The organism is Mesorhizobium sp. M7A.F.Ca.US.007.01.2.1, assembly GCF_003998165.1.
GTDB classification, from domain to species: domain Bacteria; phylum Pseudomonadota; class Alphaproteobacteria; order Rhizobiales; family Rhizobiaceae; genus Mesorhizobium; species Mesorhizobium ciceri.
In genome coordinates, this window is record NZ_RZQP01000022.1 from 1 (window position 1) to 24,749 (window position 24,749).

Genomic DNA, 24,749 nt, shown 5'->3' on the forward strand with positions numbered 1-24,749 from the left:
CGCTTGGCGGCAGCGGCCGGCGAGCCGCATGCTGGAGGCGGCGCAGCGAACCGCCAGCCGCTGCCGCCAAGCGCCGGCCCAGGCTGCCTGCGCGCGGGCGAGCGTGTCGAGGGCACCCAGGGCGGCGCCGGCCCGGAAGGCGGCGTCGCCGTCACTCGGCGCGCCGGCGCTTGTGATCGCCCACGCGGGAACGGAGGGCGGCGCAGAGGAGCTGGCGGTCGCGGGATCGAGGCGAATCATAATTTGGAGAGTAAAGTGCCGGTGCGCTTTTCGCCATGATTTTCGTGCCAAAACGCACAGCCTGTCGGATCAGCACAACGACTGATAGTGTTGCATTATCAATCTCTTCACGAGTTCGTCCCTGCTAAGCCATTTGGCCAACAAGTAAGTCTCGACAGGGCACCTTTTTGCGCAGCCGGACGAAACTCCGTTCGGAAATGTGCCGGCTCGCGGCGTAGGAGCCTGCTCAGGTTCAGATGTCATGAAGGCATCTAACGCCCGATCTGCCGCGCAACTTCGGTCCCATATTCATTGCCGACGGGGTATCTGAGGGCGACGTTTTTTGCGGGTTTTTCCTGGTCGGCTTTGGAGGTGATGCTGGCGCCGATTGTCACAGGCTACTTCACTATCTGTTCCTTGACCGATGAGATCTTTTGCGCTGCGGCGCTCCCGTCTTTGCTGTGGGTCACCTTCTGACCCAAGCCCCAACGTACACACGCGGGAGTGTCCTACAAGCCATCGGTTTCGACAGATCGGATGGATTGGGCAGGCGAGCCCAAAAGCTGCGAGCTTAGAGCGGTTATAAATCGTAGTTGTAGCTGTGTAACAAACTGTGTAACAAAAAGCGCGAAAAGACTAGTATTTTCAGTATCATAGAGGTGAAAGGGAATCCCTCCCTCTCCGCCATCGATTTCCCATAACAGCCTGATTCGCAACGATTTTTCCGAATATCGGCTCTCTTTTGGTGCATTTCGTGGTACAAAGAGGCTTCCGCACAAGCCCCTATGGGCCGACATCATAAGAACCTCGATCTTATCGTCTCAGCGCCGCCACGATGCAGGAGGAGATAGAGAACATGTTCGGCTGCCTCCACCGCTTCGAGGAGAAACCAAGAAGCAGGTGAACGAAGTCTGCCGTGGTGATGCCAGGATGAAGATCAAGATTGATGCTGCGGGAAAGATTTAAGAGCCCCGCTTTGACAATCGTGACCGGCTTCCTTCGTCCTTCAATTCACTCCGCGTCAGGATTGTCGACAAGGCAGCCTGCACCATGGCATCCTTGGTAGTTGCCATGCACATCAAAGTTTGGCTCTCCCTGCCTGTCAAATTGCGGTCGAGTATCGATTGCCTGGTCAGGATTGTCGACCTTGCATCCCATGCCATGACAACCATTGTAGCTGCTATCGGGGCGGTAGTTACTCGTCGTGTGCCGTCGATTGTGATGATCGTCCGCCATCCCCTCGATCAGAGCGCCGAGAATAGCTCCGCCAACCATCGCGCCGACGTCATGACCGCGATGGTCATACATGCGGGCATTGGGATCAAAGCTGTCGCCACGTCCATGGTGGTAGCCGCCGACATCGGCGAAAATTCCGGAGCAGCCTTGCGCGACCCAAATATATTTGCTGCGTGGATTGTAGCCCCAGGTCCGGTTCAAAATACAAGGACTTCCAGAAGTCTGATGAATGAGTTGCGGCTTGCTCAGCGGGCCCGCCCAGCATTCGCCATACTGATAGTGCCTCGATTGGCATTCGACGGTCGATTGTGCGCGGGCATCAGAGATCATCCACGATGAGCCGAGCGCGAGCAAAGCAATGAACATGTAACGTAGCATGTGAACCCCTCCGGAGTGGTCAACGACCGGTTGCGTCGGTGTCATCGAAATGGAATTTCTTCCGCCAGGTGTCAGTCGTTGATCGCGGTGATCTTGATGGTGTTGCCGTCTCCGACGCCGGAGAACCAGACCTCGCCATCACCGATTGAGACGCCTTGCCAATTGGCGAACAGCGTCGGGTAGGTCTGCTTGAGGACGGTCTGTTTGACCTTGGCGGTAACGATCTTGTCGTAATCCGTCACGAAATGCGCGGCGTCGTTTATCTTGATCGCCTTGCCGCCGATCCGGGCGCGGAAGGGATAATCGATCATCGACGCGACGGTCTGCTTGTCGCCGGCACTGACAGCCTTCTGCAGCTTGTCGAAGAACTGCTGATAGGTTGTGTGACTGCCGAACAGCGCGTCAAGGGTCTGGTTTGTTTCAGCGGCGGTCTGCGCTGCCGCTGGACCCGCAACGGCGGTACTCAATAGCGCGGCGGAAACCAGCATGAATAGAGAGCGCCTCATCATAGGTCCTTTCACTCGGTCCGTTCAATTGCCAACCCATCAGCCTGGATTTGTCCTTCGGACGTTCGCGCCCTGACTGATGCCGACGGCGAACGGGAAGACGAATGGCATGCCGTCACTGACGAGAACTGACATATAGACGCGTCCATTGAATTTTTATTTCAATACACGCAAAAGGTGTAAAAAAGAATACCTAAACGTCGATTATGACGGACAGAGATGACGGTTAAGGTATCCAAAACCTTATTCGCGAGTGATATCGATACGAGCAGCGACGCCTATGTCTTAAATTCTCCCTCTATGACGCAATATGGATAGAAGCAGAAATCTGCCGTCACCTGTGCCACCGGCGTGGGTATTGTCCAACGGCATCCGACAGCAAGCGTTGGCCTGTGCCTGTTCAATTCGCTTCACTTCACGATGACCTTTGCTCCCTTCGGCACCAGACTGTAGAGTTCGATCACATCCTCGTTGAGCATGCGAATGCACCCTGAGGACGCTTCAGTTCCTATGGTCCAGGGCTCTGAGGTGCCGTGGATACGATAAAGCGTATCCACGCCGTTCTTGTACAGATAGAGAGCTCGCGCGCCGAGCGGATTGTGCGTGCCGGGCCTGATCATGCGCGGCAGGTCGGGCGACTGGTTACGCATGTCGTCAGTCGGATGCCATGCGGGCCACTCCGCCTTACGCCCTACGCTGGCAATGCCCGACCAACTGTAACCGCTAGCCCCGACGGCGACACCATAGCGCCGCGCCATCCCATTGAGGCGGTATAGATAGAGGAACCTCTGCCGTGTATCGATCAACACCGTACCGGCAGGCAAGCGTTCCGGGGGCGTCACATCGACAGGCAGAAAGCGTTGGTCAAACTTGCTGCGATCGACGATGAAGACCTCATGCGGCTCCCTCGCGTAAGCGGCTTTCACGCGAACTAACTCTGTAGCCGTATTCGGGCTACCTTTTCCATCCGCCAGGCAACCGACAAGGAGCGCCGCCAGCGCCAATACAAAGCCCGACCGCACGAACTGGCGGATGCATTCCGGTCTTTCGTCTCTGCTCGAAACCGACCCGTTAATCGAACGGCCAAATGCTAGCGATCCAACTGGAGGAATGCGCACAGGCCGCTTACTCTTGGCTAGCTTCATCTACTGGCGAACCTTTTTCCTGGGCCCGCAACTGGTCGATGTGGATCGGCCGCTTTAGAGTTCGCTTTACTCGGTGAGTGTCATCCGCGACCGATTTCCCCGTCGGCGAAACACCCTGCAGATAGTGCTTCTGCCACTTCATCTCCTTGGTAAGCTCGTCGTTCATCTGCAGGCCGGCCGAAAACCGTCGACGTTCGCTATTCCAAACCTTATGTTCTTTATGGAACTCAGGATCGTCCTCCATCGGACGAATGACCGGCTGCACCTGCTCGATAGCGACACTTGGCATCATGGTGACGAAACAGAATGGCTCGTCCTTGGCAAAAGTGACAGACCCAGGGCGGGTGAAGCGCCAATTCATGGTGAAACTGAACGGCAGCCAGTTGGTTTCCACCAAGCCGTCCAGGGGCGCGATTCCGTCCTTCATCCGGTTGGGAGAGCCGCGAGCCCACACCATCCAGCCCGGCTCGGTGCGAAACACGTAACCCGGATGAAAGGTTACTATGCCGTGCCCGAAGGTCGAGCTGATGAATCGGTGCGTGACGTTCGGTTCGTTTACATGGAAGGCGACGTCTTTTGTAGTGTTGTATCCGTTCCAAGTAACAGTCACATTTATGGGGTTCAGCAATTCCCATCCGCTGGCATTGGCGATTGAAAGCGGCGTGCAGCGGTAGGCGAAATGCTGGTCGGTCGCATCCATCCAATCTCGCGTCCCCTCCGCGGCGACAAGCTCAGGCGGGTTCGGAGCCTGGATCATGCAGTCAAGACGAGGGCCGGTCATACTCTCCGCTATCCTCAAACGATTCGATTCTAAGTTGCTGATCACGTCGCCAACCGTAGCGGCATGACCAGGATAGAAGGAGGCACTATGGGCCTGCCGGTCCGGTAGGTCCCTCCGGTCCCACCGGCCCCACCGGTCCGGCAGGTCCCTCCGGTCCCGCAGGTCCGGCAGGTCCGCTAGGTCCCTCCGCACCGGGCGCGCCGGGAGGTCCAGACGCGCCGGTATCGCCGGGCGCTCCAGGTGTCCCGTCCGATCCGGGCAGTCCGACAGGCCCAGCAGGTCCGCCAGGTCCCTCCGCGCCGGGCGCGCCGGGAGGTCCAGACGCGCCGGTATCGCCGGGCGCTCCAGGTGTCCCGTCCGATCCGGGCAGTCCGACAGGCCCAGCAGGTCCGCCAGGTCCCTCCGCGCCGGGCGCGCCGGGAGGTCCAGACGCGCCGGTATCGCCGGGCGCTCCAGGTGTCCCGTCCGATCCGGGCAGTCCGACAGGCCCAGCAGGTCCGCCAGGTCCCTCCGCGCCGGGCGCGCCGGGAGGTCCAGACGCGCCGGTATCGCCGGGCGCTCCAGGTGTCCCGTCCGATCCGGGCAGTCCGACAGGCCCAGCAGGTCCGCCAGGTCCCTCCGCGCCGGGCGCGCCGGGAGGTCCAGACGCGCCGGGCACTCCAGGCGTACCAGCCTCGCCGGGTGCGCCAGGCGCCCCCGGCTGTCCCCAAACATTGGTGGAAGGCGTCGGCAAGTTGCCAACGTCTTTTACGATGTGCGATGGAAGGAAGTCGCCACGATCACGCTGAATCAAGGAACGACCTGGCTTGTCGGCATAATAATCGTTCTGACCATCCGTGACCGCGCACTCGAAATTCTGGTCCGGATCCTTGCAGAAGACTGTCTTCGGGGCGCTTCGATCGCCATTGGTGCCGAAGTGGAATCTCAAACCGGCCATCGCAGAAAAATCGCCGCTTGAGGAGACGTCGCTGTTCGTCAGATCGAAGCTGAAATCACTGTAGATAGAAGTCGCTATCCCGCTTCCGAACTCGGTCAGGTACTCGGCGCCGCCAACAAGTTGCGTTCTACCACCAAAGGCGTCGCGATGACGCAGGCCGCCATTAACCTTGAAGTTATCCGTAGGATAGTACCCGACCCTGCCTTCGGCGAACGGGCTGACGTCCTCTTCAAGTGAGTTCCATTCTATACCGGCAAGTCCCTCAAGCGTGACCCGGCCCAGATAGTACTGGCCTTCAACGCCGAGCTTGCCTTCGACATAACCGTTTTCAAGAACTCCACCATCATCGTAACCACCTCCGCCGTGAAGGTAGCTTCCATACAGACCCAGCGCCCCAACTTTCGGATCACGGCGGAACAGATGCGCGGCGGCACCTGTGAAGTTACTGTTTGGCGTCACGCCACCAATCGCATCGACCTGGAAGCCGTATTTTTCACCGAGCGGGAGCGCCACGGAACCGTCGGTAAAGGCATACGGGTCGTGACCGTTGGTTCCCGCGCCGAATCCGACACGCACATTGGGCGCGGCAACGGCACGAGTGTCGGATTGCGGATTTGACAGGTACATGCGCCTCTCAACCGAGGATAGCGCAGCCATCTCGCGACTCTGGGCCACCGAACCCTTGAGGGTGGCCAGTTCTTCTTTAACCTGAGCAGTCTCGGCGTACGCGGCCTCAAGTTTGCGCGCCATCTGCTTCTGATTTCGCTGCAGGTCCAAAATCATCTGATAGAGTTGTTCGTTGCTTGGCGCCCCGGCTAGCGCGGGGGTAATCGCGACATAGATGGATGCGAACGTTAGAATAGAACAACTGGCAAATAAAATTCTCTTATGCTGCCGCATCCCGCACCCCTTCTGCGCACCGCCGCCCTCGTTATCTACCTCGCCATGCGCACGATACATTCCTGTTCGATTATGCATAGAAGGCGAGCCATCTAACGAATGCGGATTTATCCAACCCTCTCCTTGAAGTAATTAATCTCGCAATTATTCACAATCGCAGTAACTGTCATATCCTTACACTTACTGTCAGTCGCTTGAGGATGCTTCTCGAATTCCTTCCCTGTCATCTTCCAAATTGATGAGATCGGCAATCTTCTCTCTGGACAGGGTCGGCACGATCATTCTAATCGGGGAAGGCAAAGCCTGACCCGCGAATTGCGTGCAAGGGGAGAAGCATGTCGGATTTCTTGGCTCTTCGACGCAGCCGGCTCACGATGGTGTCCAGGTGGGCATAGTTGAAGTCATAGATGTCTGCGCCCATGGCTTCGACGAGCGCGCGGCGATCGACGGTCTTGCCACGCTCACTGAACAAGCGTTCCAAAAAGTGCCGTTCCGAGGTGGTCAAGCGAAGGCGATGGCCCATGCCGTCGGTAAGCACCCAGCCGCCTTCCTCCAGGGCCCATCGTGGGGCCGGAGACGACGAAGGGGCGCGGCGCCTGTTGAGACGTTCATTGACCGCCATCACCGTGGCAGCAAGCTCCCGAACATCAATGGGTTTGACGAGGTAAGCGTCAGCGCCCGCTTCAAGACCATTGAGCCGGTCGTCGATGGAACTCCGGGCCGTCGCCATGACGATCCCGACCGATTGTAAGGCCCGCAAATGGGTAGCTATGGAAAGGCCGTCTTCGCCCTCCAGGCCAATGTCGAGAATGACGATTTCAGCCGGCTTGGCGGCACAGGCTCGGTAGAGGGCGGCAGCATTGTGGAATCCATGTACGTTCAGGCCCAATCTGGATAGTCCGAAGACCATCTCCTCGCGGAAATCCCTGTCGTCATCGACAAGATAAACAAGGGGGGAGATCACGACATCGCCATGCTTGTAGCCTTCTCCGATCATCTACGGACCCCATGCAGCAATCTGATACCATTCGATTTCATTTATTCGCCGCATTGTCTATATTGTTTGTGTGTCTTGTGCCGCAAACGTTATGGGCGCTTCCGCTGAAACCGACGGACGGCCTCAAGGCTCCGGTTTCACTCAGCGGTCACCTCGCAATCTTTCATGATCCCACCGGCGCGCTCACGTTCAATGATATCGTTTCCAAGCGCTCCAACATCCAGTTCGAACCCATCCCTTCGATGCTCACGCAGGGCTATCAAAAGGGCGCAATCTGGGTCCGGTTCTCCCTGTCTGCCTCCACGGCTCCAAGGCAATGGCTGCTGCAGGTAGAACGGCCCTTGATCGAACACATCACGCTGTATGTCTCTGACGGGGCGGGAGGTTATTCGGTCTTGCCCCCTGGCCGACTCAACCTAGGGGATGGAGCAGACGCCGACGCATATCCGGCCGTCTTCCCAATTTCCGTGCCGTCCACCCGAACCGATTATTACATCCGACTCCAATCGTCGACCTCGATCACCACTTCGCTGAACCTTTGGCAGAGTCAAGGCTATGAAGAGTATCGCCGATCCGACGATTGGATCATGGGCATGGTGGTTGGCGCGATTTTCGTCATGATCTTCACCAATTTTCTGTATGCCGTATGGCTCCGGGATTCTTTATATCTTCTATACATCGCGGTTATCATAGAGTCTGGGCTAATAAGTCTCTTCCACATGGGATACGCATCCGAAATTCTGAGGTCTCTAGAGCCGAAAACCATACACCTCATTTGGGGTATTATCGTTTGCTTATACAGTATAGTTCTGATATTATTTTTATCTAGACTGTTTGATTTTCACCGCCAATTGATCTGGGCGTGGCGCATCTCCCAGGGCGTTGTACTGCTCAATGGCATCGCCTTGGCTTTTGCGATTGTGGGACGCTACGGCGACGTCGGGTTTTTCGTATCGCGACTGCAGCAGCTGTCTCTCATCTTCATTTCGCTGCTGGTGCTCTATCTGCTCATTGTGCGGCGACGGTATCAATATCTGCTGTCGGCGATTGCATTTTTGAGCGTAATCTCTGTCATGCTGGTTATGCAGATGATGTATACTGGGGCCAACCCGTTCCAACTGGATGGCTCTTTGTCCAGATTCTTGGCCGGCGGGACCGTGATTCACCTGGCGTTGCTCAGCGCGGCCGTCGCGAAGAGAACGCGGCTTGCCGAGCGCAGCTTGAGCGAGGAAAAGGACCGCGTCATCGCAGTGTCGCGCTTGGCCGAGCAGGAGCTGACTATCAAGGTGCGCGAAAGGACCGCTGAGCTTGGGGAAAGAAACACCTCGCTCATGGTGGAAGTGGATCGACGTCACCTGCTTGAACTCAAGCTCAGGCAGGCTCTGGACACCGCCAACGATGCTCTGGCTCAGCAGCGGGACTTTGTGGCCTTGGTATCTCATGAGTTTCGCGGCCCGTTGGCCGTCATCTCTGCCGCCGCCGACAATCTGTCATCTTCTGCAGGTGAAAGCGCCGACAATATCAAGTTGCGCACCACAAGGATCCGCCAGACCGTCAAAAGGATGTCATCGCTGATTGAAAACGTCCTAGCCTTCGACCGGCTCAATGGCGGGCACGAAACTCTTCCCAGGATCAAGATGTTCGACCTGAATGAGGTTTTGCACGCCGCCGAAGCGGGGTTGGATGATGCTGCGGCCGGACGTGTTAGCTTCACTCACGGCGATGAAGTGATTGTGAAAGGTGACCGCAACCTGCTGGAGATTGTGATACAAAATCTGATCCAGAACGCCCTGAAATACTCATCGGTGACCAGCTCTGTGACGATCCGGCTGTCGACTGAGCAGGGCATGGCGTTTGTACACGTGGCGGATCAGGGCTCTGGCGTAGCGCCCGACGACCACGAGTTCATATTCATGAGGTATTATCGCGCCGCGGGCCAACTGGTAAACGGCTCCGGTTTAGGGCTCTACATTTCACGCGAGATCGCCCGGCAGCATGGCGGCGGTCTCATACTGGCCGCCAGCGACGTCAACGGGTCGACATTCCGCCTCTCACTGCCCGTCGAGCGGAACTGGCCTGCCCCTGAAAAGTGATCCCCCTGACATATGGCCTTTGGGCCGAACCAGGACTGAAGAAAATGGCCGGAAAGAGACACAGTTGCGGCCGCTCATTGTCTACCGTTAACCTCCGGCAAATCTTGCGGATCTGGTAGAGAGGCGGCGATAGAGCCGCTCGAGCCGGGACACTCTGGCCTTCGCGGAGGCCGTAAAGCTTCGGCGATGGGCAGGCCCATTCGGCATCTCCGCACATCGCTTCTGTCCGCAAGCGCAGCCATGCCGCTGTGAATTTACCAGCCGGTTTAGCCCAAATGGGGAAGAGGCCCGGCCCACGATCTCGTAACGGTTGGTTCGCCGAACCCAGTTAGGAGACCACGATGCGCAAAGCCTCTCTCGCCATCGCAGCTTTCTTCAGCCTTGCCACTGTTGCATCGGCATGCGTGTCGATGGACGGCAACGTCGTCGTGAACAACTGCAATTATCGCGTCATGGGAAATTACAAAGGCTCGGATGGCAGTTGGGGTGGCTTCGGACCCATCCGCGCGGGCGGCCGTGAGGCAATTTCCAAAAGGCGCGATGCCGGCTGGGACATCAGCTATTGCAACTACGATTCCTGGGTGGCAGGCACATGTCGGCCGAAGGATCCCAGGCAGATGTAAGCTTTCAAGCACGTCCCTTCGCGCGCTTGGCTCTTTGCCGACGATGTTGGCCGGCATCGAACGCCTGCCACTCTGTCGGCGCACGATAAATCCGTTACTGCTCCTTCTTGAACAGGTCCTGGAAGATCAGCTGGCCCCAAGTGCGGCCACGTGCGTGCACCAATGCGCCGCCCTCGTTGAGCTTCCCCAGCTTGACCGGTGCGAACCCGAGTTGTCTGGCCAAGGCCGCCACGGGAGCGATCGCGTCCTCGTCGTCGCTCGACAGAAAGACGACCCGGTGCCCGCCCTCGACGATCGGATCGGCAGCCAAGGTGGCCGCAATCAGGTGATTGAAGCCTTTGACGAGCTTGGCGCCGGTGAACGCCTTCGCGACGAAGGCGGAGGACGGCAGACCGTCCAGCTCTTCGGGGACTGGAAACACGTTCGTCGCGTCGATGATCGTCTTGCCTTCCCAGCTTGGCAGCGCCTTCGCGACATCCGGGTACGATTCAAAGCGGACAGCCAAAAAGATGATGTCCGCCTTGACGGCGTCCGCCAGTGTTTTCGGGATGATCGTGGGTCCGATCGCGGCCGCGTCGGATGCAAAGCTTTCGGGGTCGCGCGTGGTTGCCACGGACACTTCGAGGCCCTTGCGGGCAAATGCCTTGGCAAGAGCCTGGCCGATCTTGCCGAAGCCGATAATTGCGTAGCTCATGTATACTCTCCTTCAGTTTACCAGGCCCTGCGGGCTCGGGATATCGAATGGAATGAACGGCGGGGCGTAGCGGGTCAGATTTGCGCCAAGCCCCCGTCGACGGCGACCTCGCTGGCAGTCATGAAGCTGCTGTCGGGCGACGCGAGAAACGCAGCCGCCGCCCCGATCTCCGCTGGATCGGCCATACGCTGAAGCGGATTCATCGAGGCGAAGACCTTCAAGCCCTCCTCGCCTATCGCTGCCTTCGCGAGTTCGGTCGCCGTCGGCCCGGGCGACAGCACGTTTACCCGGATGCCGGTGCCTTTCAAGTCTTCCGCCCAGGTCCGCGCGAGGTTGCGCACCGCCGCTTTGCTCGCGCTATAGACGCTGAATGCGGGCGCGCCCGTGGTGCCGGCGCTCGATCCGGTCAGGATAATCGAACCGCCCTCGCCCATCAGCGGCAGCGCCTTCTGGACCGTGAAGATCGTACCCTTCACATTGGTGTTGAAGGTCTCGTCAATGTGCCCGGCGGTGAGCTTGCCGAGCGGAAGCAGGCTTCCCACCCCGGCGTTGGCGAAGATGATGTCGAGGCTTCCGCACTCGGCCTTCACCGCCGCGTAGAGCCGATCGAGGTCGGCCTCATCCGAGACCGAGCCCTTCACCGCGCGGGCATTGGGCCCGAGCTCGGCCACAGCGGCGTCTAGCGCTTCCTGCCGGCGGCCGAAGATGAAGACGAAGGCGCCCTCCTCGATGAAGCGCTTTGCAGCGGCGAGGCCGATGCCGGTGGCACCACCCGTTATAACCGCAACCTTACCATCCAGTTTTCCCATGACTTAATCCTTCCAGGCTCTGTCTTTGGTCGTTCGGGGACGCCCCGAGAACCTTTAGATGGGCCCGCCGGGGTCGCGCGGTGAGTGCGGAAGCGCGCACATCGGTGGTGCAGAATCGATCCGCTTTCAGGATTGACGCCAGCCCGCGACGATCCGTGTCCGCCGTTCGGAATAGCGTCGCCCTTGTCGACACAAGCCACGATATCCCGCCCCTACTGCTGTAGGATGTGTTAGATACGGGCTTTGGAAGGCGCACCGCGCGGTGCCGGATTGCACCATGATCGACTGGGATGACGTTCGCTACTTTCTAGCCGTCGCACGCGGAGGCTCGGTGCGGGCTGCCGGCGCGCAGCTCGGGGTGAATCACTCGACCGTGCTGCGACGCATCGCACAGCTTGAGGAACGCCTCGGGGCGCAAATGTTCGAAAAGCTGCCTTCGGGCTACCGCCTGACCGCTGCGGGCGAGGAGGTCCTCGATCTCGCGAACCAGATGGAAGCGTCGTCGCACCAGCTGGAGACGCGCGTCTTCGGGCGCGACCAGAGCGTACGCGGACTTCTGCGGGTGACGCTGGCACCGCCCCTCGCGACGCACCTGCTCATGCCGGACTTCGCCGATTTCGCGCACCTGCATCCAGACATCGAGATGGAAATCCTGTCGTCCGGCGAGCTGGCAAATCTGACCAACCGAGAGGCCGACGTGGCGATCCGCGTCGTCTACGACCGCAAAACCCTGCCGCTCAATCTTCACGGCCTGAAGGGAGCGGAGGTGTTTGGCGGCGTCTACATGTCCCGCGACCGGCTGGCCGCGTGGCGTGCGGGCGCACCTGATCCCATCCGGTGGATCGTCATAAGCGTTCATGGAATTCCAGAGTGGGCCAGCGCGGGTGAGGTTGGCACCACGGGAGTTCCATTCAGGATCACGGACGCCGAGGCGCAGATCGTTGCCGTACGGCAAGGTCTCGGGATCACGACACTGCCGTGCTTCGTCGGAGATGCCGACCCCCTGCTGGTGAGGGTGCCGGGCACCGACCTGCACCTGTACGGAACGCTCTGGCTTCTCACACATGGGGAGACACGCAAGACGAAGCGCGTGCGGCTCTTCACTGAGTTCGTATCCCGCAGGCTCGCCGCCTACGCTCCGCTTCTCGCGGGACTGTCCACATCGCGCGACTGACGCCCGGCGGGTCGCCCGCGACGCTTGCAGTGGATAGGTGCCTGCAAGCGGACAGCGGCATCTATTGCGGTTGCAAATGCTCGGCCATGAAGTCGATGCACGCCTCAGTCTGGGCCTGATCTGTCGACCGGCCGGCCAGAAAACGTTGAACTAATCGGTCCCTGGGGGCATGGGCGGTGGAGGAATGGGCGGCGGCGGCACAGGAGGTTTCGGAACGGATGCCTTCTCCGAAGATCCCTCTGCTTCACGGCGCGTGACCAGTCGCTGATCTGACCTCAGGCCGCCTCACCCGACCGGTGCTCGGCAATCGCACTCAGAAAAACCTGGCCGAATTCCTTGAGCTTTGCCGCCCCAACCCCATTCACTTCAGCGAAGGCGTCGAGGTCGTGCGGGCGGCGCTCGGCCATGTCGATCAGCGTGCGATCGGAGAACACCACATAGGCCGGCACCTGGCGCTCCTTGGCGAGCCGCAGGCGCAAGGATTTAAGCGCGGCCAGTAGCCCGGTGTCCACAGCCGACTGCCCGAGATCCTGCCCGGAGCGCATCTTGCCGCGCAAGGCGCGGCTGCGCACCTCGACGCGATAATGGAACGGCATCTCGCCACGGCCAAGCGCATGGCCTTTTTCGGCGATGGCGAGGCCGCCATGGCCGGCCGGATCCGGCATCAGGAACCCGCCGGCGACGAGTTGCCGGATCAGCGACAGCCAGAAATCCTTCTTGTGCGCCAGACCACTGCCGAAACTCGTGAGCCTCTGGTGGTTCCTGGCAAGCACCTTCTCGGTTTCATGGCCGAGCAGGATGTCGATGACATGACCGGCACCGAAACGCTCACCGCTCTGGGCGATCGCCGTCAGGATGATCCGAGCCTCGGCTCCGCCATCGGCGCGCGGTGCCTGGTCGAGGCAGGTGTCGCAATTGCCGCAAGGCTGCGCTTCCTCGCCGAAATAGCCGAGCAGCACCTGGCGGCGGCACTGCGCCGTCTCGCAATAGCCTATCAGCGTGTCGAGCCGGCCATGCGAGCGCCTCTTGTGCTCGGGCGGCGCATCCTCGTCGTCGATGAACAACCTGCGCATGCGGATATCGCCCAGGCCGAACAGCATATGCGCCTCGGCGTCCCGCCCATCGCGGCCGGCGCGGCCTATCTCCTGGTAGTAGGCCTCCAGGCTGCCCGGCATGTCGGTGTGGAAGACATAGGCGACGTCAGGCTTGTCGATGCCCATGCCGAAGGCGATGGTCGCCACCATGACGACGCCGGACAAGGTCATGAAGCTGTTCTGGTTGGCGTCACGCGCCTCCTTGCTCATGCCGGCATGATAGGCGAGCGCGGTGACGCCGTTCTTCTCGAGGAAGGCCGCCATCTCCTCCGTCTTCTTGCGCGACAGGCAATAGACGATGCCGCTGCGGCCGGGATGGCGCTCGACGAAGCGCAGCAATTGCCGCTTGCTGTCCTGCTTGGCCTCGATGGCAAGCTTGATGTTCGGCCTGTCGAAGCCCAGCACCAGGGTCTCGACGCGCTCGGCAAACAGCCGGGATTCGATGTCGGTGCGCGTGCCTTCGTCCGCCGTTGCCGTCAGCGCGATGATCGGCACGCTGGGAAAGATGCCGCGCAGACGCGACAGGTCCTCGTATTCGCGCCGGAATGCCGGCCCCCATTGAGAAATGCAATGCGCCTCGTCGACGGCGATCAGGCTGATATCGAGCCTGGCCAGCGCCTCGAGCATGCGCTCGGTCATCAACCGCTCCGGCGCGAGATAGAGCAGGCGCGTCTGGCCCGAGGCGACGCGACGCCATGCGGCGATATTGGCATCGCGGTCGATCGAGGAATTGATCGTATCGGCGGCCACGCCGGCAAGCCGCAAGGCGGCGACCTGATCCTGCATCAGCGCCACCAGCGGCGAGACGACAATGGTGAGCCCGCCCAGGACAAGCGCCGGCACCTGGTAGCAAAGCGATTTGCCCGCACCAGTCGGCATCACAGCCAGCACATGACGCCCGGCCAGCAGCGCGTCCATGACATCGGCCTGCCCGGGGCGAAAATCATCGAAGCCGAACACGTCCTTGAGCACGCGCCGCTTGGGATCCAGCTCTTCTGTCGCGAGGGCCGCCGGTGCCTGCATCACCGCGCGTCCACGGTCGGCGTGCTTATTGGCATGTCATAGCCGAACTCGGCGCAGAAACGTTGGACGCGGGCGAGAAATGCCGGGGGCAGGCCGCCGAGATAGGTCCTGAATTCTTCATTCCGTTCCCATTTTCTCAACGAAGCCACCCGGATCGGATTGTCCGGGTCCTCGCTGAAACGAATGCGCGGTGTCAGTCCGAATGACTGCGCGATTCTGTCCTGCTGCGCATCGGGCGCGCCGATCATGTCTTCGTAGCGGACGAAAAGGATCTGCCGGTGCGGTTGTGCCTTCTTCAGCCGGATCAGCGCGTCGTATTCGGTCAGCCAGCGTTGCGGCGTGACGTGGAACCGACGCTGGTTGCGTGTTTGCGGATGCGAACTTGTCAGCGTGTCGAATGGATGGCGCACGCAATAGATCAAGCCGATGGAGGTCGGTAGCTTCGCCAGATGCGCAAAACCGCGCGCATCGCGCTTGACGACGAGGTTCGATTCCGGCCGGTCCAACATGTCCAGCATTGCGTATCGCGCTTCGGGCGGATGGACGAAAATGTCCTCGAAACACCTCATCAGCCGCTGTGTCAGCGTCGTCCCGCTGCGTGCGCAGCCCGAAATGAAAATTCTGTTGGCGGGCGTCGCGCGTGCATATCTGCGTCTTTGCATGCGCTGTCTCAGAGACAGCGGCACGAACCGCAGGAACTCCCGCACAACCCTTCGCGCAGCCGCCCCAAACGCAGCCTCAAGCCTGTGAGCGCCCTTCATCCGGAATTCCGCTGGGCCGCGCGGCGCGGAACGCGCCGCTTGGGGTCCATGGCCAAGATGCTCGTCGCCGACATCAGCATCAGGCGGACACCGGGCTGGAATTTCGTAGACTGGAGAGGATGTGGAAACCGGTCAAGACGACTCTCTGCGTGACGCTTTGGAGTAGCGCAGCCGTCATCCAACCACAACGCCCCCTTTGCAGGAACCTGCCGTTGATGCGGCCATCGGCGCCTGCCAGCCGGATGCCGTGCACATCCGAAAGCGGCTTCCCCTAGGATACCTGCACCCCCGCTGGATTCCGCCACGCACCACGATGTAAGCTCCGTCCGGCAAGCCAGGGAGGGCGCGATGCTGCAGACCAGACAGAATGTTCTCGGCGAGCGGTTCCACCTGCAGCGCGCCGCCTTCGAGGCGCAGCCTTTCCCCAACTTTGACGTTCGCAAGGATCGCCTCAAACGGCTGCTCGCGCTGACCGAGCGGCATGAAGCCGACATCTGCACCGCCATCGACACCGACTTTGGCGGCCGTTCCGCGCATGAGACGCGCCTTGCGGAACTGTTCGTCGTACGCGCCGGCATCCGCCACGCGCTGTCGCACCTCAGGGGCTGGATGCGCGAACGCCGCGTTGCCACCACCATGCCGTTCCTGCCCGGCAGAAATCGCCTCATCCCGCAGCCGCTCGGTGTCATCGGCATCGTGTCGCCCTGGAATTATCCTTTCCAGCTCGCCGTCGCGCCGGTCATCGCGGCACTCGCGGCCGGCAACCGCGTGCTCATCAAACCTTCCGAGCTGACGCCGGCATTTTCCGCGCTGCTGGCCAAACTCGTTGCCGAGCATTTCGCACCCGATGAGCTCAGCGTCATCAGCGGCGATGCGAAGATGGGAAAGGCCTTCGTGTCGATGCCTTTCGATCATTTGCTGTTCACCGGCTCGACCGCGGTCGGACGCCAGGTCGCGACCGCCGCGGCCGCCAATCTGACCCAGGTCACGCTCGAACTGGGCGGCAAGTCGCCGGCAATCTTCGATCCATCCTGCGACCTAGACGCGGCGGTATCCAGCATTGCATACGGTAAGCTGTTGAATGCCGGGCAGACCTGTATCGCGCCGGATTATCTTCTGGTGCCGAAGGGGCAAGCAGGCACGGTCGCTGCCAAGCTCGCAACGGCGATCGCCAAGCTCTACCCGACTCTACGCGACAACCCCGACTATACCGCCATCATCAGCGATCGGCACCACCAGCGCCTGCGCGACATGGTCACTGAAGCGCGTGACGCCGGCGCCGATGTCACCGAAATCAACCCGGCCGGCGAGGAACTTGACGCCAATAGCGGGAAGTTGCTGCCGACCCTGGTCCGCAATGCCGGCGCAAACCTGCGACTGATGCGCGAAGAGATCTTTGGGCCGGTGCTGCCCATCGTAGAATACACCGGGATCGACGAGGCGATCGCCCATGTGAACGGGGCCGACCGCCCGCTGGCACTCTACTGGTTCGGCCGCGACAGCGGCAACCGTCAACGCATCCTGCACGAGACAATTGCCGGCGGCGTCACCGTCAACGACTGCATGCTGCATCTGGTGCAGGAAAACCAGCCCTTCGGCGGCGTCGGCGCCAGCGGCATGGGCGCCTATCACGGCGAATGGGGCTTTCGCACCTTCAGCAAGGAGAAGCCGGTTTTCCTGCAGTCGCGGCTGAGTGCGGGAAGCCTGCTGCGCCCGCCCTACGGCAAGACGTTCGAGCGGCTTTTCAGCCTGCTGCGGCATATCACCTGACCGACCGAGCTACGCAGCCCCGGTGCATTAAGACTATCTTCACCACGGTGCGGCAGGGTCCTCATCCTGCGGTGATGTCTTGAGTACCGCGGCGCCACAAGCGCCCAGGCAACAGACCCGCGCCTCTTTCTGGGGTGCGGGTCATTCCCCACTCGATCTCTTACCCCTCGTTAGAGCAATTCCAGGAAAAGTGTGAAGCGGTTTTCCGTCTAGAATTGCGTCAAAACAAAGAGTTAGAGCAGCTCGCCGTTTCCGTGAAACGGTGAAATGCTCTAGCCGAGGAAATCGGCCCGGTGCGGCGTAAAGCTGTCGACCAGCCGCCCCGCTTCGAGCGCCTTGACCCCGTGCACCAGGCCCGACGGCACGATGAAACTCCCGCCCGTTCCAACGATCTCGGTCCGACCGTCGATGGTCACCTCGAAGCGGCCATCGGCGACATAGCTTGCCTGGACGTGCGGGTGCGAATGCAGGGCGCCGACGCCACCCTTGTCGAAGCCGAATTCGACCAGCATCAACTCGTCAGTGTGCAGGAGAATGCGGCGCCTGTTGCCGTCCGGTGTCGCCGTCCAGGCGCCCTCGCCGGCATGCGCGAAGATCTTTGCGGTCATCGTCGTCTCCTCAGAGCAATTCCAGGAAAAGTGTGAAACGGTTTCCGTTCGGAATTGCGTCAAAACCTAGCGTGCCAGCCAGCCACCATCCACCGGCACCACCGCGCCATGCATGTAGTTCGACGCCGGCGCCAGCAGGAAGACGGCGGCATCGCCAATATCGCCCGCCTCGCCCCAGCGACCGGCCGGGATGCGCGCCAGGATGGCGGCGCTGCGGTCGGGATCGGCGCGCAGCGCCTGCGTGTTGTTGGTTTCGATATAGCCTGGCGCGATAGCGTTGACGTTGATGCCTTTTTGCGCCCATTCGCAGGCAAGCAGCCGGGTGATGCCCAGCACGCCATGCTTCGAGGCGGTGTAGGACGCCACGCGAATGCCGCCCTGGAAGCTCAGCACCGAGGCAATGTTGACGATCTTGCCTTTCCGCTCAGCGGCCAAGGCACGCCTGGCAAAGCTTTGGCAGAGCAAAAAAACCGCCTTCAGATTGACATCCATGACGTCGTCCCAATCGGCCTCGCTGAGATCGACGGCATCGGCGCGCCGGATGATGCCGGCATTGTTGACCAGCCCGTCGAGCGGGCCGCTTTTGTCCCAGACGCGGTCGAGCAAGGGGCCGGCGGCTGACGTGTCGGCAAGATCGGCGCTCACCGCCTCGAATTGCCCGCCCATCGTTGCGATTTTTCTTGCCGTATCGTCCATCGACGAGCGGCCGACGCCGATCACCGTGCCGCCGGCGCGTGCGATCGATACGGCGATGCCCTGGCCGATGCCGGTGTTGGCGCCGGTGACCAGGATACGTTTTCCGGCAAGGCTGAAGGGGTCGCTCACCGCAGATCGCCTAACGCCACCGGGTCGACATCGGTGTAGTCGACATTGTCGCCGGCCATCGCCCAGATGAACGCATAATTGGAAGTGCCGGCGCCGGAGTGGATCGACCAGCCCGGCGACAGCACGGCCTCTTCGTTGGCCATGACGAGATGGCGCGTTTCGTCCGGCTCGCCCATGAAGTGGAAGACGCGCGCCGTCTCGGCCAGGTCGAAATAGAGATAGGCCTCCATGCGCCGGTCGTGCACATGGCAAGGCATGGTGTTCCAGATAGAGCCCGGCGCCAGCTGGGTCATGCCGACCACCAGCTGGCAGGTCTTTGCGCCATCGGCATGGATGAACTGGAAGATCGAACGCTCGTTGCAGGCATCCTTGCTGCCAAGATCGAGGCGCTTTGCATCGCCGATGCGGATCAGCCGGCTGGGATGAGCCAGATGCGCCGGCGCGCTGAGCAGATAGAACTTCGCCGGCGCCCCCTCGTCCGCTGAGGCGAAGGACACATCCTGTGTGCCCATGCCGAGATAGAGCATGTCGCGCGCCTGCAATTCGAAGGACTGGCCGCCGGCCGTGATGACGCCCACGCCACCGATGTTGACGGCGATCAACTCGCGCCGGTCGAGGAAACCTTTGGTGCCGGTCGGCTTGATCGCCTCCAGTTGGAGCGGCGAGCCTATCGGCACGGCGCCGCCGACGATCATGCGGTCGTAGTGGGTGTAGGTCAGGCTGATGCGGCCGGACTGGAACAGGCCGTCAATGTGGAAATTGTGACGGAGTTCATCGGTTCCCATCGCCGCGGCGGCAACCGGGTCTATGGCAAAGCGGGATGTGTAATCGGTATGGCTCTGGCTCATTTTCGTCCTGACTTGAAATGGGTCATTCGCCGGCGGCGGCCCTGACCGAACTGGCATAGAAAGCCTGCCGCGCATGCAGGCGTTCGCGGTAGCGCTGCTGGCTGGCTGTGAGGTGCGCGCGCATTGCCTCGCGCGCCGCTTCGGCATCGCCCGATGTGATCGCATTGAGGATCACCAGATGTTCGCGCTGCAGCCCGCGCTGGTAGCTGTCGGATTGCGCCAGTTCGGTCGACCAGGGCGAGGTCACGTCGCACGGAATGGCGCGCCGGCCGAGCACGTCGAGCATCTCGACATAGAATGGGTTGTTGGTCGCGCTGGCGATGGCGCGGTGGAAGGCGAGGTCGGCCGGGCCGGTCGGCTCGCTGGCAAGCAGCAGCCGCTCGAATTCGAAGAAGGCTTCCTGGATCGCCGCCTCCTGCGCGGCGTTGCGGCGAATAGCGGCGATCCCGGCCGACTCGATCTCGATTGCCAGGCGTACCTCGAGCACGTTGAGCGCGATCGAATCCTTGGCTCCCATGTCGGCGGCAAGCGCTCCGAACATCGTCGAGATATGCTCGGTGACGAAGACGCCGGCGCCTTGACGCGGCTCGACCAGGCCGTCGGCGGCAAGCTTGGCCAGCGCCTCGCGGATGACGGTGCGGCTGACGCCGAAGGTCTCGGTCAGCTGGCCCTCGGTCGGCAATTTGTGGCCAGGCAGGATTTCGCCCGCCTGCAGCTGCTTGCGGATCGCCGCAACGACGGTCTCCGACAGCTTGGGTTTTCTCTCGACCCTGAGATCGGCGGATGCAGCGGACACGTGATGGTCTCCTAAAGCAATTCCAGGAAAAATGTGAAACGGTTTCCGTCCGGAATTGCGTCAAAACAAAGGGTTAGAGCAGTTCGCCGTTCCCGTGAACTGCTCTAGTGGAACAGGTGCGGCAACCACAACGAAATTTCCGGCACGTAGGTGACAAGCATCAACACAGCGAAAGCCGCCCCATAGAATGGCCAGATCGAACGCATCGCCGTCCAGATCGGGATCCGGCCGATCGCACAGCTGACGAACAGCACTGCCCCCACCGGCGGTGTGCACAAGCCGATGCCGAGATTGAGAATGAGGATCACGCCGAAATGCACCGGATCGACGCCGTAGGCCATGACCACCGGCAGGAAGATCGGCGTGGTGATGATGATCAGCGGCGACATGTCCATGAACGTGCCGAGGATGAGAAGCACGACGTTGATCAACAGCAAGATGACCAGCTTGTTGTCGGATACGGACTGCAGGAAGGCGACCAGAGCGGCCGGCACCCGGAGATAGGCCAGCAGCCAGCCAAAGGCGGCGGCGCAGCCGATGATCATCAGCACCATTGCGGTTGTGCGCACGGCAGCGGTGGTCGCGGTGACGAAGTCGTTCCAGCTCATTGAGCGATAGATCAGCAGGGTCACCAGGAAAGCATAGACGATGGCGATGCAGGAGCTTTCGGTGGCGGTGAAGACGCCGGAGCGAACGCCGCCGAAGATGATGCCGATCAGGATCAGCCCGGGAATTGCGGCAACGAGCAATTGCAGCGCCCTGCCGAAGCCGGCGAACGGCTCGGTCGGATAGGCGCGGCGGCTGGCGACCCAATAGGCCGTGACCATCAGAGATAGCGCCAGCAGCAGGCCCGGTATGATGCCGGCGGTGAACAGATCGGCGATCGAGATCCGGCCGCCGGCCGAAATCGAATAAATGATCATGTTGTGCGAAGGCGGTATCAGCAGCGCAATGATGGCGCCGACCGAAGTGATGTTGACAGCATAATCGACGCCGTAGCCGCGCGCCTTCATCTGCGGGATCATCAGCCCGCCGACCGCCGAGGCATCGGCCACCGCCGAGCCGGAAATGCCGCCGAACATGGTCGAGGCGGCGATGTTGACCTGGCCGAGCCCGCCTCGCAGGTGGCCGACCAACGCCCCGGCGAGCGCAACAAGGCGGGCGGCAATGCCGCCGCGCACCATCAGGTCACCGGCGAAGATGAAGAACGGGATGGCCATCAGCGAAAACACGCTGACACCGGAGTTGAGGCGCTGGAACACCACCAGCGGCGGCAGCCCCAGCACCAGAACCGTGGCGAAGCTGGCGACACCGAGGCAGAAGGCGATCGGTGTGCCGATGATCAGAAGAAAGACGAAGGTGCCGAACAGAACCGTCAATGCCATCTAGAGACCCTCCTCGCCCGTGGCGTACTGATCGGCATCGACCGGCAGTCCGGCAAACCGCCCGGCAAGCCGCTCGAGCGAAAACAGGCAGACAAGCGCGCCGCCCAGGATGACCGGCAGGAAACTGACGCCGCCCGGGAAAGCGAGAGACGGCATCACCGTGTTCCATGTCAGCCGGGTGAGCTGGGCGCCGTAGACGATCATGCCGAGACCGAAGGCGAGCACGACGACATCCGAAATGCTGCGCAGTACCGCCTTTGCGGCGGGCGGCAGGAAATAGAGCAGCACATCGAAGCCCAGATGCGTGCGTTCGCGGACACCGACGGCCGCGCCCAAAAAGATGAACCACCCCATCAAAATCACCGAGAAGGGTTCCGTCCAGCTTGGCGAACTGTTGAGCACATAGCGTGAGAACACCTGCCAGAAGATGATCACGGTCATCAGCGTCAGTCCGATGCCGCTGACCCACAGCGCAAGCCTCGCCAGCATTGACAGCAGCCGTTCTATTGCCAGCCAGAATGGTTTCATATGCGCGCTTCCCCCTGGACGGTGGCGCGCAAGCTCGCGCCACCATTGCCGCGAACGGATTATTTGGTCGCCTGGATGCGCGCGGCGAGATCTTTCAACTCGGGGGTCGAGAGATATTTCTCGTAGACGGGCTTCATCGCATCGATCAGCGGCTGCTTGTCGATCTCACTGACCTTGACGCCGGCTTTCTCGACGATGTCGCGCGACTTCTTCTCCTGCGCGTCCCACAATTCACGCATCTTGACGACGCTGTCCTTGGCCGCCTGCCGCACGATCGCCTGGTCTTCCGGGGCGAGCTTGTCCCAGCTCGCCTTCGACATCACCAGAACCTCGGGCACGATCTGGTGCTGGTCGAGCGTGTAATGCTTGGCGACCTCGAAATGCTTGGCGGATTCGAAGCTCGGCCAGTTGTTCTCGGCGCCGTCGATGACGCCTGTCTGCAAAGCCGAATAGACCTCGCCATAGGCCATCGGCGTGGCGTTGGCGCCCAACGCATTGACCATGTCGACGAACACGTCGGATTGGATGACGCGGAACTTCATGCCCTTCATGTCGGCCATCGAGGTGATGTCCTTCTTGGTGTTGTAGAAGGAGCGTGCCCCGGAATCGTAGAAGGCGAGACCGACAAGGTCGTGAGTCTCAAAGGCTTTCAGGATCTCGTCCCCGATCGGCCCGTCCATGACATGGCGCATATGCTCGACGGAGCGGAACATGTAGGGCAGCGACGGCACCGCGGTTTGCGGAACGATGCCGTTGAACGGCCCCATCGAGACGCGGTTGAGATCGATGACGCCGGTCTGCGTCTGCTCGATCGTGTCCTTCTCCTCGCCGAGCTGCGCCGAATGATAGACCTCGACCGAATAGCGGCCATTGGTGCGCTGCTTGATCAGCTCGCCCATATATTTGACCGCTTCGACGGTTGGATAGCCGTCGGGATGGGTATCGGACGACCGCAGCACGGTTTCGGCGTTGGCGATGCCGACCAGCAACGAGCCGAAAACGAATGTGACTGCCGTCAATTTCGAAAGATGCAACATGACTTCCTCCCTTTAAAAACCAAAGCGCCCGGCTCAGAGCCGGTAGGCCTTTTTCGCAAGTGTATAGGCAAGCTCCCGCGCCAGCTCATGCGCCTCGTCCTCGCGCAGCCGATGCTCGGCGACGAGACGCGCCAGGAACGCGCAGTCGACCCGCCGCGCCACATCGTGGCGCGCCGGGATCGAGGGAAAGGCACGGGTGTCATCGTTGAAGCCGACGGTGTTGTAGAAGCCGGCGGTCTCGGTGGTCATCTCGCGGAAGCGCCGCATGCCTTCCGGGCTGTCGTGGAACCACCAGGCCGGCCCGAGCTTCAGCGCCGGGTAGACACCGGCGAGTGGCGCCAGTTCGCGCGCATAGCTTGTTTCGTCGAGCGTGAAGAGAACGATTGTGAGGTCGCGCTCAAGTCCGACGCAGTCGAGCAGTGGCTTCAGCGCCGTGACATAGTCGGTCCGGGTCGGGATATCGAAACCCTTGTCGCGGCCGAATTTTTGGAAAACAGCCGACGAATGATTGCGCCAGGAGCCGGGATGGATCTGCAGCACCAGCCCGTCGTCGAGGCTCATCTTGGCCATCTCGGTCAGCATCTGGGCGCGGAACAGTTTTCGCTCACGCTCGTCGTCGGAACCACGGCGAACCCGATTGAACAGCTCTTGCGCCGCCGCATCCGAAAGATTGGCGGTCTCGGCCGTCGGGTGGCCGTGGTCGGACGAGGTCGCGCCGAAACTCTTGAAGAAGGCGCGCCGCTGCCGATGCGCATCGAGATAGCCGGCCCAGCTGCCGGTGTCGCAGCCGGTGATTTCGCCGAGCCGGTCGAGATTGGTCGAGAACCCTTCGAAATCGGGATCGACGACAGCATCCGGCCGATAAGCGGTAACCACACGGCCCTGCCAGCCGCTGTCGCGGATCATCTGGTGCCATTTGAGATCGTCGAGCGCACCTTCCGTTGTCGCGATGACCTCGATGTTGAAGCGCTCGAACAGCGCACGGGGCCGGAAATTCTCCCACTGCAGCAGCGTTGCGATGGTGTCGTAGTGGCGGTCGGCGGTCGCCGCGTTCAGCGGTTCGTCGATGCCGAACAGATCGGCGAGCACATGATCGAACCATAGCCGGGTCGGCGTGCCCCGAAACAGATGATAGTGCTCGGCAAAAAGCCGCCAGATCGCCCTGCCGTCGGTCTCGACCGGCGCGCCGTCCAGCGTCGCCACGCCGAGATCCTCAAGGCGGATGCCTTGGCTGAACAGCATGCGGAAAATGTAGTGATCCGGAACGATGAGCAGTTGCGCCGGATCCGGAAAAGGCTCGTTCAGCGCATACCAACGCGGATCGGTGTGGCCATGCGGGCTGACCAGGGGCAGGTCCTTGATCCCGGCATAGAGATCGCGGGCAACCGAGCGCGAATGCGCATCGGCGGGAAACAGCAGATCCGCATCGGTCAGTGGCACGGCAATCCTCCCAGGGCCGCTATCGGTAGGGGCGGCAAGAAATAATGTCAACATACAAAAATTAGGTTGTTGTATGATGACTTTTCGGCCCATTGTGTGGCGGGAAATCGAATGTTACGCCGCTTTGCCGATCCCTGCCGAG

At 61.1% G+C, this 24,749-nt stretch carries 23 protein-coding genes; 4 read left to right on the forward strand and 19 right to left on the reverse strand.

All coding sequences use genetic code 11. From position 1 onward, the window contains the following. The 7 genes from EN949_RS06580 to EN949_RS06610 form a co-directional block, all read right to left on the reverse strand. Nucleotides 1-240 (reverse strand): DUF1403 family protein (locus tag EN949_RS06580; RefSeq protein ID WP_127371656.1); only part of this gene is annotated, 240 nt, incomplete at its 3' end. Between the two features lie 990 nt (nt 241-1,230). Continuing rightward, the gene (locus tag EN949_RS06585) at nt 1,231-1,833 is read right to left on the reverse strand and encodes a DUF3011 domain-containing protein (protein WP_127365765.1); all 603 of its coding nucleotides are present in this window, start codon (nt 1,831-1,833) and stop codon (nt 1,231-1,233) included. A 71-nt stretch (nt 1,834-1,904) separates the two neighbouring features. Continuing rightward, complete coding sequence (locus EN949_RS06590; protein ID WP_245268594.1) at nt 1,905-2,321, reverse strand: hypothetical protein; 417 nt, start codon at nt 2,319-2,321, stop codon at nt 1,905-1,907. Nucleotides 2,322-2,749: 428 nt separating this feature from the next. Continuing rightward, on the reverse strand, nt 2,750-3,484 hold the full coding sequence (locus EN949_RS06595) for a L,D-transpeptidase (RefSeq protein WP_082826592.1): 735 nt from the start codon (nt 3,482-3,484) through the stop codon (nt 2,750-2,752). Then, nucleotides 3,465-4,265 (reverse strand): DUF6065 family protein, encoded by an 801-nt coding sequence (locus tag EN949_RS06600; RefSeq protein ID WP_127365764.1) that lies wholly within the window; start codon nt 4,263-4,265, stop codon nt 3,465-3,467. The genes EN949_RS06595 and EN949_RS06600 overlap by 20 nt, the downstream gene beginning before the upstream one ends. Before the next feature lie 85 nt (nt 4,266-4,350). Then, complete coding sequence (locus EN949_RS36435; protein ID WP_164782478.1) at nt 4,351-6,162, reverse strand: collagen-like protein; 1,812 nt, start codon at nt 6,160-6,162, stop codon at nt 4,351-4,353. 223 nt (nt 6,163-6,385) lie between these two features. After that, nucleotides 6,386-7,099, reverse strand: coding sequence for a response regulator transcription factor (locus tag EN949_RS06610; RefSeq protein ID WP_127365763.1), 714 nt, complete (start codon nt 7,097-7,099; stop codon nt 6,386-6,388). A gap of 11 nt (nt 7,100-7,110) precedes the next feature. Here EN949_RS06610 and EN949_RS06615 point away from each other — a divergent pair, with 11 nt between their 5' ends. Together EN949_RS06615 and EN949_RS06620 are read left to right on the forward strand one after the other, a co-directional pair. Beyond that, complete coding sequence (locus tag EN949_RS06615; RefSeq protein ID WP_127365762.1) at nt 7,111-9,192, forward strand: sensor histidine kinase; 2,082 nt, start codon at nt 7,111-7,113, stop codon at nt 9,190-9,192. A gap of 341 nt (nt 9,193-9,533) precedes the next feature. Further along, entirely contained in the window at nt 9,534-9,815 is a 282-nt protein-coding gene (locus EN949_RS06620; RefSeq protein ID WP_063173274.1) for a hypothetical protein, read from the forward strand. Between the two features lie 94 nt (nt 9,816-9,909). Here the strand turns inward: EN949_RS06620 and EN949_RS06625 are convergent, their stop codons facing one another. Beyond that, nucleotides 9,910-10,509 (reverse strand): NADPH-dependent F420 reductase, encoded by a 600-nt coding sequence (locus EN949_RS06625; RefSeq protein ID WP_127365761.1) that lies wholly within the window; start codon nt 10,507-10,509, stop codon nt 9,910-9,912. Nucleotides 10,510-10,583: 74 nt separating this feature from the next. Continuing rightward, nucleotides 10,584-11,318: an SDR family oxidoreductase gene (locus tag EN949_RS06630; protein WP_127365760.1), complete on the reverse strand. Its 735-nt coding sequence runs from the start codon at nt 11,316-11,318 to the stop codon at nt 10,584-10,586. A gap of 277 nt (nt 11,319-11,595) precedes the next feature. Here EN949_RS06630 and EN949_RS06635 point away from each other — a divergent pair, with 277 nt between their 5' ends. Beyond that, nucleotides 11,596-12,492, forward strand: coding sequence for a LysR family transcriptional regulator (locus EN949_RS06635; RefSeq protein ID WP_127365759.1), 897 nt, complete (start codon nt 11,596-11,598; stop codon nt 12,490-12,492). A gap of 275 nt (nt 12,493-12,767) precedes the next feature. On the opposite strand, the gene recQ is transcribed toward EN949_RS06635, so the two are convergent. Together recQ and EN949_RS06645 are read right to left on the reverse strand one after the other, a co-directional pair. After that, nucleotides 12,768-14,609: a DNA helicase RecQ gene (gene recQ, locus EN949_RS06640; protein ID WP_127365758.1), complete on the reverse strand. Its 1,842-nt coding sequence runs from the start codon at nt 14,607-14,609 to the stop codon at nt 12,768-12,770. After that, complete coding sequence (locus tag EN949_RS06645) at nt 14,609-15,271, reverse strand: sulfotransferase (protein ID WP_245267641.1); 663 nt, start codon at nt 15,269-15,271, stop codon at nt 14,609-14,611. Before EN949_RS06645 ends, recQ begins: the two co-directional genes overlap by 1 nt. Before the next feature lie 447 nt (nt 15,272-15,718). Between EN949_RS06645 and EN949_RS06650 the strand changes: the two genes are divergently transcribed. Continuing rightward, on the forward strand, nt 15,719-17,140 hold the full coding sequence (locus tag EN949_RS06650; protein ID WP_127371135.1) for a coniferyl aldehyde dehydrogenase: 1,422 nt from the start codon (nt 15,719-15,721) through the stop codon (nt 17,138-17,140). A 272-nt stretch (nt 17,141-17,412) separates the two neighbouring features. On the opposite strand, the gene EN949_RS06655 is transcribed toward EN949_RS06650, so the two are convergent. The 8 genes from EN949_RS06655 to uxaC all read right to left on the reverse strand — a co-directional run bounded on the left by EN949_RS06655 (nt 17,413) and on the right by uxaC (nt 24,661). Beyond that, nucleotides 17,413-17,748 (reverse strand): cupin domain-containing protein, encoded by a 336-nt coding sequence (locus EN949_RS06655; RefSeq protein ID WP_127367429.1) that lies wholly within the window; start codon nt 17,746-17,748, stop codon nt 17,413-17,415. A 66-nt stretch (nt 17,749-17,814) separates the two neighbouring features. Beyond that, the gene (kduD, locus tag EN949_RS06660; protein WP_127367430.1) at nt 17,815-18,573 is read right to left on the reverse strand and encodes a 2-dehydro-3-deoxy-D-gluconate 5-dehydrogenase KduD; all 759 of its coding nucleotides are present in this window, start codon (nt 18,571-18,573) and stop codon (nt 17,815-17,817) included. Beyond that, nucleotides 18,570-19,421: a 5-dehydro-4-deoxy-D-glucuronate isomerase gene (gene kduI, locus EN949_RS06665; RefSeq protein WP_127371136.1), complete on the reverse strand. Its 852-nt coding sequence runs from the start codon at nt 19,419-19,421 to the stop codon at nt 18,570-18,572. The genes kduD and kduI overlap by 4 nt, the downstream gene beginning before the upstream one ends. Before the next feature lie 22 nt (nt 19,422-19,443). Beyond that, the gene (locus EN949_RS06670; protein ID WP_063173283.1) at nt 19,444-20,217 is read right to left on the reverse strand and encodes a FadR/GntR family transcriptional regulator; all 774 of its coding nucleotides are present in this window, start codon (nt 20,215-20,217) and stop codon (nt 19,444-19,446) included. Between the two features lie 104 nt (nt 20,218-20,321). Beyond that, a complete protein-coding gene (locus tag EN949_RS06675; RefSeq protein WP_013529044.1) occupies nt 20,322-21,602 on the reverse strand; it encodes a TRAP transporter large permease in 1,281 nt (426 codons plus the stop codon). Further along, a complete protein-coding gene (locus EN949_RS06680; RefSeq protein ID WP_024504232.1) occupies nt 21,603-22,130 on the reverse strand; it encodes a TRAP transporter small permease in 528 nt (175 codons plus the stop codon). 59 nt (nt 22,131-22,189) lie between these two features. Further along, a complete protein-coding gene (locus tag EN949_RS06685) occupies nt 22,190-23,167 on the reverse strand; it encodes a TRAP transporter substrate-binding protein (protein ID WP_024504231.1) in 978 nt (325 codons plus the stop codon). A gap of 33 nt (nt 23,168-23,200) precedes the next feature. Continuing rightward, the gene (uxaC, locus tag EN949_RS06690; protein ID WP_164782479.1) at nt 23,201-24,661 is read right to left on the reverse strand and encodes a glucuronate isomerase; all 1,461 of its coding nucleotides are present in this window, start codon (nt 24,659-24,661) and stop codon (nt 23,201-23,203) included. Nucleotides 24,662-24,749: the final 88 nt, after the last annotated feature.

Excerpts from the sequence above, each read along its gene's own strand:
- EN949_RS06585 (WP_127365765.1), bottom strand. The coding sequence starts at position 1,833 with ATGCTACGTTACATGTTCATTGCTTTGCTCGCGCTCGGCTCATCGTGG.
- EN949_RS06590 (WP_245268594.1), bottom strand. The coding sequence starts at position 2,321 with ATGCTGGTTTCCGCCGCGCTATTGAGTACCGCCGTTGCGGGTCCAGCG.
- EN949_RS06595 (WP_082826592.1), bottom strand. The coding sequence starts at position 3,484 with ATGAAGCTAGCCAAGAGTAAGCGGCCTGTGCGCATTCCTCCAGTTGGA.
- EN949_RS06600 (WP_127365764.1), bottom strand. The coding sequence starts at position 4,265 with ATGACCGGCCCTCGTCTTGACTGCATGATCCAGGCTCCGAACCCGCCT.
- EN949_RS36435 (WP_164782478.1), bottom strand. The coding sequence starts at position 6,162 with ATGTATCGTGCGCATGGCGAGGTAGATAACGAGGGCGGCGGTGCGCAG.
- EN949_RS06610 (WP_127365763.1), bottom strand. The coding sequence starts at position 7,099 with ATGATCGGAGAAGGCTACAAGCATGGCGATGTCGTGATCTCCCCCCTT.
- EN949_RS06615 (WP_127365762.1), top strand. The coding sequence starts at position 7,111 with ATGCAGCAATCTGATACCATTCGATTTCATTTATTCGCCGCATTGTCT.
- EN949_RS06620 (WP_063173274.1), top strand. The coding sequence starts at position 9,534 with ATGCGCAAAGCCTCTCTCGCCATCGCAGCTTTCTTCAGCCTTGCCACT.
- EN949_RS06625 (WP_127365761.1), bottom strand. The coding sequence starts at position 10,509 with ATGAGCTACGCAATTATCGGCTTCGGCAAGATCGGCCAGGCTCTTGCC.
- EN949_RS06630 (WP_127365760.1), bottom strand. The coding sequence starts at position 11,318 with ATGGGAAAACTGGATGGTAAGGTTGCGGTTATAACGGGTGGTGCCACC.
- EN949_RS06635 (WP_127365759.1), top strand. The coding sequence starts at position 11,596 with ATGATCGACTGGGATGACGTTCGCTACTTTCTAGCCGTCGCACGCGGA.
- recQ (WP_127365758.1), bottom strand. The coding sequence starts at position 14,609 with ATGCAGGCACCGGCGGCCCTCGCGACAGAAGAGCTGGATCCCAAGCGG.
- EN949_RS06645 (WP_245267641.1), bottom strand. The coding sequence starts at position 15,271 with ATGCAAAGACGCAGATATGCACGCGCGACGCCCGCCAACAGAATTTTC.
- EN949_RS06650 (WP_127371135.1), top strand. The coding sequence starts at position 15,719 with ATGCTGCAGACCAGACAGAATGTTCTCGGCGAGCGGTTCCACCTGCAG.
- EN949_RS06655 (WP_127367429.1), bottom strand. The coding sequence starts at position 17,748 with ATGACCGCAAAGATCTTCGCGCATGCCGGCGAGGGCGCCTGGACGGCG.
- kduI (WP_127371136.1), bottom strand. The coding sequence starts at position 19,421 with ATGAGCCAGAGCCATACCGATTACACATCCCGCTTTGCCATAGACCCG.
- EN949_RS06675 (WP_013529044.1), bottom strand. The coding sequence starts at position 21,602 with ATGGCATTGACGGTTCTGTTCGGCACCTTCGTCTTTCTTCTGATCATC.
- EN949_RS06680 (WP_024504232.1), bottom strand. The coding sequence starts at position 22,130 with ATGAAACCATTCTGGCTGGCAATAGAACGGCTGCTGTCAATGCTGGCG.
- EN949_RS06685 (WP_024504231.1), bottom strand. The coding sequence starts at position 23,167 with ATGTTGCATCTTTCGAAATTGACGGCAGTCACATTCGTTTTCGGCTCG.
- uxaC (WP_164782479.1), bottom strand. The coding sequence starts at position 24,661 with ATGTTGACATTATTTCTTGCCGCCCCTACCGATAGCGGCCCTGGGAGG.